Source organism: Hominiventricola filiformis, from assembly GCF_020686965.1.
Classification (GTDB): domain Bacteria; phylum Bacillota; class Clostridia; order Lachnospirales; family Lachnospiraceae; genus Hominiventricola; species Hominiventricola filiformis.
Genome location: NZ_JAJEPS010000003.1, coordinates 85,202 through 98,216 on the forward strand (window position 1 = coordinate 85,202; position 13,015 = coordinate 98,216).

Below are 13,015 nucleotides of genomic sequence, written 5' to 3' on the forward strand. Positions count from 1 at the left end.
TAGTGTAGCACAATTTACAGGGATTGGCAAACATGGATTCTGCCTTTACACCCGTGTCGTCCACTGGCTGCAGTCCCATACCTTGGTCGCCAGTCCTTCGTAGAACTCCGGCTCATGGCACACCATGAGAATGCTTCCTCGGTATTCCTGCAACGCACGTTTCAGTTCCTCCTTGGCATCCACATCCAGATGGTTGGTGGGCTCGTCGAGAACCAGAAGGTTGCTTGCCCGGTTGATGAGCTTGCAGAGGCGCAGCTTGGCCTGCTCACCTCCGCTTAATACTTTCACACGGCTCTCGATATGTTTGGTAGTCAGACCACACTTTGCCAACGCTGAACGTGCTTCATACTGGGTAAATACCGGAAATTCCTGCCACAGCTCTTCCAGGCAGGTGGTGGCGATATCCTGACTCATCTCCTGCTCAAAATATCCGATCTCCAGATAATCACCCAATTCTACACTTCCACGCAATACCGGGATCAGTCCGAGAATGCTTTTCAGAAGCGTTGTCTTACCGATTCCGTTTGCACCGGTGAGTACCAGCTTCTCTCCCCGTTCCATCTCCACAGTGAGGGGCTTTGACAAAGGTTCGTCATAACCGATCACCAGCTCTTTCGTCTGGAAAATGTATCTGCCCGGCACCCGTGCCTCTTTAAAATGAAACTCCGGCTTCGGTTTCTCCGCTGCCAGTTCGATCACATCCATCTTATCCAGCTTCTTCTGGCGGGACATGGCCATATTTCTGGTGGAAACCCTTGCCTTATTTCTCGCCACGAAATCTTTCAGCTGTGCGATTTCCTTCTGCTGCCGGTTGTAGGCTGCTTCCAGCTGTGCCTTCTTCACCGCATAAACTTCCTGGAATTTATCATAATCGCCCACATAGCGGTTCAGCTGCTGATTATCCATGTGGTAGATCAGGTTGACCACGCTGTTGAGGAAGGGAATGTCATGGGAAATGAGGATAAATGCATTTTCATACTCATTGAGATACCGCTTCAGCCATTCAATATGCTCCACATCCAGATAGTTGGTAGGCTCGTCCAAAAGAAGGATGTCCGGCTTTTCCAGAAGCAGTTTTCCAAGCAGCACCTTTGTTCTCTGACCGCCGCTCAATTCCGTCACGTCACGGTCCAGTCCGATGTCTGCAAGACCCAGCGCCCGTCCTACTTCCTCTACTTTTGCATCAATCATATAGAAATCATGGGCAGACAAAAGTTCCTGGATCACGCCCGTTTCTTCCATATAAGAAGCCATCTCTTCGTCGGTCGCCTCCGCCATCTTGTCATACATCTGGTTCATCTGCTCTTCCAGTTCAAAGAGAAAAGAAAAGGCCGATGCCAGTGTCTCCCGGACGGTCATGCCTTTTTTCAGTTCCGTGTGCTGGTCGAGGTAACCAACGCGCACATTTTTGGACCATTCTACTTTTCCCTCATCCGGCTGCAGCTTCCCGGTGATAATGCTCATAAATGTGGATTTTCCCTCGCCATTGGCTCCGATAAGACCGATATGCTCACCTTTAAGCAGACGGAAAGATACATCCTGAAAAATAGCACGGTCGCCAAATCCGTGGCTTAAGTGTTCGACATTTAAAATACTCATACGTTCCTCTCTATTCCTTCATAATTAAATGGGGGGATAAAGCTTTCTCCCACACAGCCGCCCTCCTGAATGTACACCTGGCTCATTCCCAGAAAGCGGGCATAGTCTACAATTTCTTCATACTCCTCGTCCGTTACCTTCCGGTTAATCTCCGGATAGGCCGCCACATGGGGCAGCGGCGTATACTGGCTCATAATGCTCACATAGATCTGGTTTCCAAAGGTATCCCACAGATACTCCAGTACATCCTTGCTGTCGGATACACAGCCCGGCAATACCAGGTGCCGGACAATGACGCCTTTTTTCATCATACCACGCCTGTCAAACAGGGGGGCACCCGTCTGCCGCACCATCTCTGTCAGGGCAGTCTTCACCGTCTCCGGATAATCCGCCGCACGGGAATAGCGTGCCGCAAGTTCTGCACTCCGATATTTGCAGTCCGGAAGCCAGATATCCACCAGTTCTTCCAGAAGGCGCAGTGTTTCCACCTTTTCATAGCCACCGGTGTTATAGACAATGGGAATGGTAAGTCCCATCTTTTTCGCATGTTGTAATGCCGGAATCACTGTCGGCAAAAACTGGGTGGCTGTCACCAGATTGATATTATTGGCGCCTTTTTCTTGTAATTCCAGAAAAATCCGGGAAAGGCGCTCTTCTGTCACCGGCTTTCCTACCGCTCCCGCTGCGATCTCGTGATTCTGGCAAAAGACACAGCGAAGGGTACAGCCAGAGAAAAAGACAGCGCCTGATCCTTCTGTTCCGGAAATACAGGGCTCCTCCCAGAAATGAAGGGCTGCCCTGGCTGCCATCACTTCGGAAGTCATGCCGCAGAATCCGGTCTTTCCTGCCCTCCGGTCTACTTTACATTCTCTGGGGCAGAGACAACAGTTCCTGTATAATTCTGTTCTGTCCACTATAATTCGATTCCCTTTCGCGCCGGGATGCCCTGATCGAAGGGATGCTTCACCTTCCGCATCTCCGTCACATAATCTGCCAGTTCCAGCAGTTCTTCTCCCGGCTCTCTTCCGGTCAGAACCACTTCCAGATGCTCCGGTCTGTTTAAAAAGAAATGCAGGGCTTTCTTTTGATCAATAAATCCGTGATTGTAGGCACTTATAAATTCGTCAATGACCAGAAGATCATAGTCTTCCTCTGCGGCGGTCTTCACCGCCTCATCAAACAGCTGATTATAGAGTCTGGCAGCTGCTGCCTTCTGCTCCTCCGTCATATTCCAGAAAAATCCCAGCCGCTCCCCACAGCAATGGTAGTTGATGCCCAGTTTTTTCAGCATCTCCACCTCACCGGAGCGTCCGTCCTTCATCACCTGGCAAAAATAGACTTTCATGCCGGTGCCGGCTGCACGGACCGCCAGTCCCACGGAAGCCGTGGTTTTTCCTTTTCCATCTCCACAATAGATCTGCAGACAGCCTTTCTTTAAATGAGCCATAATACGATTCCTTTCACCAATCCAAAGACCACAAGTGACAGTATTGCCGTTGCATAAAGCAGCCGGTTCACCCTCGGAATATCCTCATATTCCACCGGGCGGTCCGGATCCCCCAGCGTTGGCTTCTCATATAATTTTCCAAAATAATAAGCATTTCCGGCCAGCTGAATATGCATGGCTCCTGCTGCCGTGGCTTCTGTGTGGGCAGAATTGGGACTGCTGTGATTGTACCGGTCTCTCCGATAAATCCTCCAGGCATTTTTCGAATCCATGCCGCAGAAAGCTGCCGCCCCGCACATCAGCATGCCCGACAGCCGGGCCGGAATATAATTCAGCACATCATCAAATTTTGCCGCCGCACGGCCAAAATAGAGATATTTATCATTTTTATAGCCCACCATGGAATCCATGGTATTGACTGCCTTATAGAAAAATCCCAGGGGTGCACCGCCAATCATGAGAAAAAGAAGGGGTGCGATCACGCCGTCGGAAGCATTTTCTGCCACCGTCTCCACAGCTGCCTTGGTCACGCCGATGTCATCCAGCACCTCGGTGTCACGTCCTACTACCATGGATACAGCGAAGCGGGCTTTCTTAAGGTCCCCCTCTTTCAGTGCATCATAGACTTTCATGGTCTCGGTCTTCAGAGATTTGGTCGCCAGTACCCAGTAGCACATAATGACTTCCAGCGCAAATCTCAGATAGGGATGCACCAGACCTGCCGCCAGGAGAAGTCCCCAGGCAACAGCCGTGGTGATTCCAGCCGTCAGCACCAGCAGGAATCCTCCTGCGATCAGCTCTCCCTGTTCCGTCTTCGGGAAAATACTCCGAAGCAGCTTCTCCAGTCCGCTGATGAGATGTCCCACCAGACGAATGGGATGATAAAGCCAGTGGGGATCTCCCACTATGAGGTCCAGGACAAATCCCAGGATTACTGCAAGCAAAGACAATTCCATAACCTTGTTCCCTCCACCGGCGTCAGCCTATAGCCGCAGCCGTTCTTTACCTGATAATCAAAATAAGCAGCCTTGGGATAGCCGTATTGTTCCAAGATTGCCATAATGGTGCCGCCATGTACCACAATTCCTGCCCTGAATATCCCGGTCTTCCCGGAAGCGATCCATTCCTGCTCTGCCCCGGACACTTCTTCTACAATCCGGGCAAAGGCCTCAAGACACCGGCTCTTGAAGGCATCCATGGACTCGCCATTTGGAAAGGGCAGCGTGCCATTGCTGTCGATCCACGCCTGATAGTCCCCATTTCCGGACAGTTCTTTATAATTCTTATTTTCAAAATCTCCGAAATCGCATTCCCGGAGATCCGTCACTTTCTGCATTTTTTTCTGGTCAAATCCCGGCCAGAGGATTTCTGCCGTCTCCACGCACCGCTTCATGGGACTGACATAGAGTCGTTCTACCTCCGGCAGCTGCTTTCCCGCAAGTCCTTCTCTTCCTTCGTCACATAAGGGTTCGTCGGTCCGGCTGCCGATATAGCGGCCCAGCAGATTTCCTGCGGTCTTACCATGCCGGATCAGGATAAGTTCAGCCATGCTTGATCACCGTCCCGATTCCGCAGACTACCCGGTGGACTTCTGATGCCCTCCTTGCCGCCTGACAGCAGACTCTTCCGGTCTTCTCCCGGTAAGCCCGGTCAAATTTGTCAATGGGAACCACCCCATAACCAAGTTCGTTGGTCACCAGCACAATGTCCGGATTCCGTCTTTCCAGCTCTTCAAGATCCAGTTCCTGATTCGCTTCCATACACCGTTTGATATACTCATGAAAATGATAGAGAAGCTTTGTCTCATAGATGGCTTCCATCGGGCAGTCCATGCCATCTGCTGCTTCTTCTTTTGCAATGTGAAAGGTCTCACACGCATAATCTGTCTTTCCCTGAAAGCATCCGCCTGTCACCAGAATCATAATAATTTTCCTCCCAGCATCACCGTACAGGCACATGCCAGTTCACATACCTGTACAAAAAATCCTGCAATATCTCCCGTCGTTCCGCCAAATTCCTTCATGGCTACATGATGGTAATACCAGAACACTGCTGCCTGGGTCAGGAGCATAATTCCTCCGATCACCGGATTCAACCAAAGGGCCGCTGCCCCACAGGCAAGAATCCACAGGGTCAGTGTCCCCAGCAGGATCTTTTTCTGAGCCGCATCAGAAAACATGCTAAGAGATCCGCTCTTATTCGCCTTCGGGAAGGTAGAAAGAGCCAGCCCGCTTAAAGCCCGGGACAGGGCAAAAGCCACCGCCATCACCGGCAGAAGCTCTGTCTTCATCTCACTCCATACACCCAGTCCCAATGTAAAATAAGCACATCCCATAATAATGGCAAAGGCACCTGCATGGGAATCCTTTAAGATCTGCAGTTTTTTCTCCAAGGGCTGGTAGGAGCTGAGGGCATCCACCGTGTCCAGAAATCCATCCAGATGAATACCTCCGGTCACAATGAGCGGAATCAGCACAAAACCTGCTGCCCGCATCAGGCTTCCAAAGCCGAGCTTCATTGCCACCCATCCGTAGCCCCATTCCAGCAGACCGATGATCACACCGATGGCCGGAAAAAAGCAGATCATATATTTCATATTTTCCTTATCCCAGTCTGCCCGCGGCACGGGAATCTTGGAAAACATAGCAAAGGAAATCAAAAAACTGTTCCATACTTTCTTCATCGTCCAAACACCTCGTTTAAGTCTCCCTTATGAATCAGCGGGATGGAATATACCACCTCTGCCACCAGATCCGCCATGGAAGCCATCCGGACATTGATCTCTCCCAGATACTTCTGATACCGCCTGGTTTCCTCGTCGTAGTCCATTCCATCCGAAAAAATCTCATTGGTCACAATAATGAGATTCCGGCACTGTTCCTTTACATGGCGGATTCCTGCAAGAATCTCCTCCACGCAGTGATCCCCGCTGCCCTTCTCCTGATACATCTCATTGGCGGTCAGATTGGACATACATTCCAGCAGCACCGTATGATAACTAGACACATCTGCATGTTTTAACCCTGTGTAACACTCCAGTGTATCAAATCCCTTATCTTTCCGCATTTCCCGGTGCCTTGCAATCCGCTTATGGCATTCCTCGTCAAAGGGGAACATGGTTGCAATATAGAGATTCGGACCGTCCGCCAGTCCGGTTACCAGCGACTCCGCAAATTCTGATTTTCCGCTGCCGCTTCCTCCGGTCACCATCATTAACATCCGTGGTATTCCTCACATTTCTTTAAAAATTCGTAAGCTGCCTCAGGGTTGGACCAGAAAAAGAGATGGGGGAATCCCGCATACAGGGATTTACTGCTGTTCACACAGTCCCATTCCCGCTTTCCCACTGGTTTCTTCGCATGGAAACTCTTTCCGCACTGCTCACTGTCCCAGTAATGAAATTCATGTCCGCGAATTTCCATCCCTGCTTTTCCCAGAAGCTGGTCTTCCTCTGCCGTCAAGGTAATATATCCAAAACGTCCCAGCCGGTCCGTCCTGTAGGCCTTCGCATCCAATACTCCTGCCATAGGATAGAACACACCGTCCTGTCCTTCCAGCTCCCGGTGAAGATAGAGAAAACCGCCGCATTCCGCGATACAGGGCATCCCATCCTCGATCGCTTTTCTGATGGCTTCTCTCATAGAGCGATTTTCGCTCAAGGTCTTTGCATGAAGTTCCGGATAACCGCCACTTAAAATCATGCCATCCACCTCTTCCGGCAGCTTTTTATCCTGAAGGGGCGAGAAAAAGACAAGCTCTGCACCCATGGTTTCCAAAAGCTTCAGATTATCCTGGTACGTAAAGCAGAAGGCATCATCTGCCGCCACTGCCAGCCGTATTTTTTTCGGTGCTTCTAATACCGGTATCTCCGGTACCTGTATGGTCAGTTCTTCCGTGTCTTCTGCCAGTGTGCAGAAGGCATCCAGATCCAGCGTCTCTTCCAGCACAGCTGCCAGCCGGTTCAGCTTTTCCTTCAAGGATTCGATCTCTCCCGGCAGTACCAGTCCCAGATGACGGCTTTCCAGATTAAGATCCGTAAGCTTCGGCACATAGCCAAGTACTTTCACACCCAGTTCCACTTCAATGAGGGGCTTCAACTGCCCGTAGATCATGGGAGAAATCTGATTCAGAATCACGGCTTTGATCCGGCTGTCTGGCCGGTATTCCAGAAATCCTTTGATCATGGCCAGAATAGAAAGACTGGCCCCCCTGCAGCTGACAATCAGTACCGCCGGTATGGCAAGGGCAGCCGCCACATCATAGGTGCTTCCTTCCGTGCGGACACCTCCCAGACCGTCATAATATCCCATAACCCCTTCTGTCACGGCAATATCACAGTCCGATGCGTTTTCTGCAAAGAGATAACGGGTGGTCTCTGTATCTGTAAAAAAGGTATCCAGGTTTCTTGACCGGGTTCCAATGACCCTTCCATGAAACATCGGATCAATGTAATCTGGTCCACACTTATAGGATGCTACTTTCATCCCTCTGTTCACCAGTGCCTGCAGAATCCCGCAGGTAATCAGAGTCTTGCCGCTTCCGCTGGCCGGTGCAGTCAGAAGGATTCTCGGTATGTGTCTTTTCACTCTTTCACAGCCCCCCTGCAGGTAATAATGTAAATCGGATTCTGTCCCATCATGAGATGATAGCTTCCAAGTTTCTTCGCCTTCGCCACACTGACGGAAACGATCTCTTCCTCCAGCAGCGGCAGATCTTTTAAGCACTCCGTCACTTCCCCGATGGTCTCCAGCGTCACTGTATTGATCACCACACGGATCTTCGGATTCTTTGCCAGCAGACTTTCCAGAATTTCTTTTAAGTTACCGGCAGAACCGCCGATAAAGGCATGGGTCGGTGCGGGCAGATCTTCCATGGCCTCCGGTGCCAGTCCGTGAATCACCTCAATATTCGGTGTTCCAAACTTCCGCTTGTTCTGCTCAATAAGATCACACGCCTCCTGATTCCGTTCCACAGCATAAACTATACCATCTGGGGCAGCCAGTGCCAGCTCAATGGTCACGGAACCGGTACCTGCTCCCACATCATAGACCACGGAATCTTTTTCCAGATGCAGTTTTGCTACGGAAAGACTTCGGATCTCACTCTTGGTCATAGGCGCTTTTCCCCGCAGGAATTCTTCATCCTCCACGCAGGAGCGGATCCCCTTGAAGGGGTGGGAATTTTTAATGAGAGCCACACAAAGGTCATCGTAACTTCCCTGTTCCAGTTCTTCCGGCGTTCCAGTGGTAATCTTTTCCTCCGGGTAGCCAAGTCTCTCTCCAATATAAAGGGTCACATCCATGAGACCATATTCCTTCAGTTCTTTACACAGTCCTTCCACACTTCCATGAGCACTCAGAAGCGTAAAGGTCTTCTCATGGGCTTTCACAGCCCCTATAAGATTCGCATTCCGTCCATGGGTACTTTGAAGACATACATCTTCCCAGGAGGTTTTCAGCTTTCCGCAGAAATATACCACGGAAGAAATACCGCACAGACTTTTCACTTCATAATTCTGAGGATCCAGCACCTCATAAAGCTTCTTTGCCCCACTGTAAAATCCAATATCTCCGGACAGCAGAATCACCGCATGTCCATATTCCGGATGAAGCTCCAGATAATCGGCGATCTTCCGGGGCTCATAGGCCGCAAACTCCTGTTTGCCTTCATAAAAGGCCGGATCTGCGCCCTTCGTCTGTACAGCGTCCAGCATCCGTCTGGCTCCGATAAACAGATCTGCTTTCCGGATCTCTTCTGCTGCTTCCACCGTCATTCCTTCTGCAGTGCCCATACCGATGCCAATAAGAGTCACCTGACGACGGGCACCTGACTCTTCTGCCCGTTTCTCCAGTGCTCCCGGCACATGACTTCCGGCAGCTTCCTTCTGCTCCGGTTCCAGTCCGAACCGCACATTCAGCATCTCCACCACCCGGTCATAGGAAAAGCCTTTCTGCTCCGGAGGGCGTCCCACCAGCACCAGTTTTGCTCCGGCACGCTTTGCCGCCTCTACCTTTTCCTCGTAACCACCGGCTTTTCCCGTCTCCTTAGTGACCAGATACCGGCAGTCAAACTGCTTTAACATGGCTTCATTCAATGCCTCACTGAAGGGTCCCTGCATACAGATGAGATTTCGTCCCACAAATCCCAGTTTTTCACAGGCTGATGCCACTTCCGCAGTGGACAGCACCCTTGCAAAGACCCGGCTCTCATAATTCGGAATCACCGTATATTTAAAAAGCTCCTTGCTCCCTGTGGTCGCCAGAATATTTCCTTCGGTCTCTTTTAAGAAATTCACCGCCTCATCCACGGAATCCACCAGAACTGCATCTTCCGTCTCAGAAGTACTGGACTCCCGAATCAGGCGGAGATATTCCACTCCTGCTTTTTTACAGGCTGCTGCCACATTTTCCGACACGACCGCCGCGTAGGGGTGGGTTGCATCCACTACCAGCTCCGTCTTTTGTTCCTCAAAAAACTGCCCCATGGCTGCCTCGTCCATCCGTCCGGCATGCACCTTCAGGTATTCCGTTTCCGTCAGGAGAGTCTCGCCATATTCCGTTGCCACACAGGCGGTCACCGGAACTTTTCTCACTGCCAGATACTCTGACAATTTTCTTCCTTCTGTTGTTCCTGCAAATATAATCACTGGTCTCATACGCTAGTCCTCCATACAGATGGTCAGATCCATCACAGCTGCTGCTACTGTCACACCATTTCTCGCCGTCTTGGGAATCAGGAGTTTCTGTACCCCTGCCGCCAGAAGGGCCGAACGCTCACATATATTTCCCACTCCGGTAACGGATTCTACAAAGGCTGACTCTGCAAATCCGTCTTCACACACTGCTTTTTTCAGCTCCTCTGCGGGATAGGTGAGAAAGGGAACCTGATAGCTTTCCGCCAGCTCCAGAATCCCTGTTTCGTCTTTTTTCAGATCTATGGAAGCGATCTTACAGATACTTTCCCTGAAAATACCGTTGATCTCCAGCACTTCTTCCACCAGTTCCTGGATGACCGCTCTCTCTGTTCCTCTTTTACACCCAATTCCCAGCACCACTGCCTTCGGCACCAGATGAAGCGTCTTCTCAAAAGGGCTGGTCTTTTGCACATCTATGGAAAATCCCAGCGGCTCTTCCCCTTCCGTGTCCAGTTCCGGTGGAATTACACCGGTTACCGGAAATGCGCTCCACATGCCGACTTTCAGATTATCCACCAGTGCTGCTGCAATTTCCTTCGCTGCAGGCATGGAATCCATATATAGATTTCTCCTCGCCGCAAATGCGTCCACTGCAAATTTTCCATGAAGATCCGTTGCCGTCGTAATCACCGGTTCCGCTCCGGTAAGCTCTGCCACCAGAAGGGTCAGTTCATTGGCTCCGCCAATATGGCCGGACAGAAGAGAGATGGCATGCCGTCCCTGCTCATCCACCACGATCACCGCCGGGTCTGTCTTCTTGCTCTGCACGTAAGGGGCAATGCTCCGCACGGCAATTCCCGTGGAGCCGATAAAAATCAGAAGGTCTTTGGAACGGAACTGCTCCGCCGTCCATTCTGACAGGGTTCCTTCCAGAAACGCTACCTCCACAGGCAGCGCTGACCGGTATTCTTTCTTCTTAAGCCATGCCTCACATAGAATTCCGTGAGCAGCCAGTCCATTTACCAGCTGCTCAGCGAGCAAAACTCCATGCTCCGTAAAACAGATGATTCCCGCTTTCATGAATCTGCCTGTCCTCCCTTTTGATGTCCGATTTTTTCCACCAGATCCGGCACTTTGGAAGTCTGTCCCAGAATTCCGAATACATTGGAAAAGGTAATGACGCCAAGCTCGATACTGCTCTGGGTCCGGTGATTGACATAGAACTCCATCCGCTCCATAATTCTGTCCATAACAGGCTTCAACAGCCCCGCTTCTTTCAGATATTTTAATGCATCATCGGTGGTCACACACTCCATCATCTTCTGAAGCAGTTCTGTGGGGGCTCCTAAAAGTGCCGCATGGACCGTCAGAAGCTCCATACGGGAATCCGCATTATGGGAATGGGTATTCATAATGCCCCCCGCCAGCTTCACAAATTTACCGATGTGGCCCACCAGCAGTACACCTTTTGCTCCGAATTCCACGGCTGCATCCAATGCCTCGCCTACAAAATTACTGCATTTCACAGCATCATTGAGGTCCAAACCATGTCCGTACTGCTCCAGAAAATCAATCCCGTAATTGCCCGGCACCACCAGAAGATACTCCATGCCATTTGCCAGTTTCTGCCGCATCTCCACCCGGATAGTCTCGATCAATGCCTGCTCACTCATGGGTTCCACGATTCCGCTGGTGCCAAGAACCGAGATGCCGCCCACAATACCAAGGCGCGGATTAAAGGTCTTTGCCGCCAGTTCTTCTCCCTGGGGGATGGAAATGACTGCTTTCAGACCACCCTGCCAGCCATATTTTTCGCAGACAGCCTCCAGATTTTCCCGGATCATCTGCCGGGGTACTTTGTTGATGGCTGCTGCCCCTACCGGCTGTTCCAGTCCCGGTTTTGTGACACGGCCGACGCCTCTGCCGCCGTCAATCAAAATCCGTTCTCCCCCTGCCTCCAGTTCATCTGCCGGAATCCGGGTCACTTCCGCATAGATCAGAATGCCGTTGGTCACATCCGGGTCATCCCCACCGTCCTTCCGGATCGCGCAGGAGACAGATGTTTTCGTGCAATGGATTTCCAGCACTTCCAGCCGAAGGGCAATGCCTTTTGGCGTCATCAGTTCCACATCCGAGATCTCTTTCCCTGAAAGCAGCATGGCAGCCGCTGCTTTGGAAGCAGCCGCTGCACAGGAACCGGTCGTATATCCATATCTTAGTTTTTTATGGTTTTTATAAATGTATTCTTCCATCAAAAAAGGTCTCCTGCCGTTATTTCTGATGTGTATAAGCCTCCACATGAGCACCATCCCAGGTTGCCACATGATAGTATACATTCAGTCCCTGGTCAATAAGAGAAAGACCCATGATTGCTCCAGTTCCCTCTCCTAAATGCATGCCTGCCTGTATCGGTGCCTGCATTCCAAGATGTTCCATCGCCAGCTTAGCCGCCGGCTCTGCAGATCCGTGGGTCGGAATCATATATTCCTTTGCGGTCTTAGAGAGCATGCCTGCCAGATATGCAGAAATAGCAGAAATGAAGCCATCAATCAAAATTGGGAGATGGTAATAAGCTGCTCCGAGATAGCATCCCACCATACCGGCAATATCAAGACCTCCTACCTTTGAGATCACGTCAATGGCATCTGTTTTATCAGGATGGTTTACCTCAATGGCACGCTCAATGGCACGTACTTTTTTATTCAGTCCCTCGGTGGAAAGACCGGCACCTCTTCCTGTCACTACTTCCGGCGCCTGGTCAAACAATACGGCTGCACAGGCAGAGCTGGTGGTTGTATTGCCAATTCCCATCTCGCCGGTCACAATCAGATCATATCCTTCTGCTTTCAGGTCTCTGACCGTATCCACACCCGTCAGAATTGCCTGCACACATTCTTCTCTGGTCATGGCCGGGCCTTCTGCAATGTTTCCGGTGCCATAACGTACCACACAATTACGGATCCTCGGATGTACCCCATCCTTCAGTCCTCCGATATTGACCGGAACCATCGTGCATCCCGCCAGGTGGCTCATAATGCAGGCAGTGGACAGGTCATTTCCCATATTTTCCAGTACCTGCATGGTAACAGAACTGTCCGTCTGGGTTACGCCTTCTTTTACTACTCCATTATCAGCGCCCATAAGCACGACGGCACGTTTGTCAGGATGGGGATGGGCATCTCCATAGATTCCGGCGATCTGGACCACCACTTCTTCCAGCCATCCAAGTCCTCTTAATGGTTTACACAAGGAATCCCAGTTTTTCCAAGCTTCTTCTCTTGCGTTTGCATCTGTCGGCTGAATGCCGGCAATGATCTCTTTCAGTCTGTCCATCT

The 13,015-nt window shown here is 50.9% G+C and carries 13 protein-coding genes; all 13 read right to left on the bottom strand.

Annotation, left to right across the window (positions count from 1 at the left end; translation table 11 throughout):
• Positions 1–45: 45 nt before the first annotated feature.
• The 13 genes from LKD36_RS04730 to cobT are packed head-to-tail and all read right to left on the bottom strand — an operon-like array spanning position 46 to position 13,013.
• The gene (locus tag LKD36_RS04730) at positions 46–1,599 is read right to left on the bottom strand and encodes an ABC-F family ATP-binding cassette domain-containing protein (RefSeq protein WP_308458897.1); all 1,554 of its coding nucleotides are present in this window, start codon (positions 1,597–1,599) and stop codon (positions 46–48) included.
• Positions 1,596–2,513 carry a radical SAM protein gene (locus tag LKD36_RS04735; RefSeq protein ID WP_308458898.1) on the bottom strand — a complete coding sequence of 306 codons (918 nt, stop codon included), beginning with the start codon at positions 2,511–2,513 and terminating at the stop codon, positions 1,596–1,598. The genes LKD36_RS04730 and LKD36_RS04735 overlap by 4 nt, the downstream gene beginning before the upstream one ends.
• Complete coding sequence (locus tag LKD36_RS04740; RefSeq protein ID WP_308458899.1) at positions 2,513–3,046, bottom strand: cob(I)yrinic acid a,c-diamide adenosyltransferase; 534 nt, start codon at positions 3,044–3,046, stop codon at positions 2,513–2,515. Before LKD36_RS04740 ends, LKD36_RS04735 begins: the two co-directional genes overlap by 1 nt.
• Positions 3,034–4,002: an adenosylcobinamide-phosphate synthase CbiB gene (gene cbiB, locus LKD36_RS04745; protein ID WP_308458900.1), complete on the bottom strand. Its 969-nt coding sequence runs from the start codon at positions 4,000–4,002 to the stop codon at positions 3,034–3,036. The genes LKD36_RS04740 and cbiB overlap by 13 nt, the downstream gene beginning before the upstream one ends.
• Positions 3,978–4,595, bottom strand: a complete 618-nt coding sequence (locus tag LKD36_RS04750) for a histidine phosphatase family protein (protein WP_308458901.1) — start codon at positions 4,593–4,595, stop codon at positions 3,978–3,980. The genes cbiB and LKD36_RS04750 overlap by 25 nt, the downstream gene beginning before the upstream one ends.
• On the bottom strand, positions 4,588–4,968 hold the full coding sequence (locus LKD36_RS04755) for a bifunctional adenosylcobinamide kinase/adenosylcobinamide-phosphate guanylyltransferase (protein WP_118769326.1): 381 nt from the start codon (positions 4,966–4,968) through the stop codon (positions 4,588–4,590). Before LKD36_RS04755 ends, LKD36_RS04750 begins: the two co-directional genes overlap by 8 nt.
• Complete coding sequence (locus LKD36_RS04760; protein WP_308458902.1) at positions 4,965–5,729, bottom strand: adenosylcobinamide-GDP ribazoletransferase; 765 nt, start codon at positions 5,727–5,729, stop codon at positions 4,965–4,967. Before LKD36_RS04760 ends, LKD36_RS04755 begins: the two co-directional genes overlap by 4 nt.
• Entirely contained in the window at positions 5,726–6,265 is a 540-nt protein-coding gene (locus LKD36_RS04765) for a bifunctional adenosylcobinamide kinase/adenosylcobinamide-phosphate guanylyltransferase (RefSeq protein WP_308458903.1), read from the bottom strand. Before LKD36_RS04765 ends, LKD36_RS04760 begins: the two co-directional genes overlap by 4 nt.
• Positions 6,259–7,632: a cobyrinate a,c-diamide synthase gene (locus LKD36_RS04770; RefSeq protein ID WP_308458904.1), complete on the bottom strand. Its 1,374-nt coding sequence runs from the start codon at positions 7,630–7,632 to the stop codon at positions 6,259–6,261. Before LKD36_RS04770 ends, LKD36_RS04765 begins: the two co-directional genes overlap by 7 nt.
• Entirely contained in the window at positions 7,629–9,701 is a 2,073-nt protein-coding gene (cobK, locus tag LKD36_RS04775) for a precorrin-6A reductase (protein WP_308458905.1), read from the bottom strand. The genes LKD36_RS04770 and cobK overlap by 4 nt, the downstream gene beginning before the upstream one ends.
• A 3-nt stretch (positions 9,702–9,704) precedes the next feature.
• Positions 9,705–10,760 (bottom strand): cobalt-precorrin 5A hydrolase, encoded by a 1,056-nt coding sequence (locus LKD36_RS04780; protein WP_308458906.1) that lies wholly within the window; start codon positions 10,758–10,760, stop codon positions 9,705–9,707.
• Positions 10,757–11,932 carry a cobalt-precorrin-5B (C(1))-methyltransferase CbiD gene (gene cbiD, locus LKD36_RS04785; protein WP_118769320.1) on the bottom strand — a complete coding sequence of 392 codons (1,176 nt, stop codon included), beginning with the start codon at positions 11,930–11,932 and terminating at the stop codon, positions 10,757–10,759. The genes LKD36_RS04780 and cbiD overlap by 4 nt, the downstream gene beginning before the upstream one ends.
• A gap of 19 nt (positions 11,933–11,951) precedes the next feature.
• Positions 11,952–13,013, bottom strand: coding sequence for a nicotinate-nucleotide--dimethylbenzimidazole phosphoribosyltransferase (cobT, locus tag LKD36_RS04790; RefSeq protein WP_308458907.1), 1,062 nt, complete (start codon positions 13,011–13,013; stop codon positions 11,952–11,954).
• Positions 13,014–13,015 lie beyond the last annotated feature (2 nt).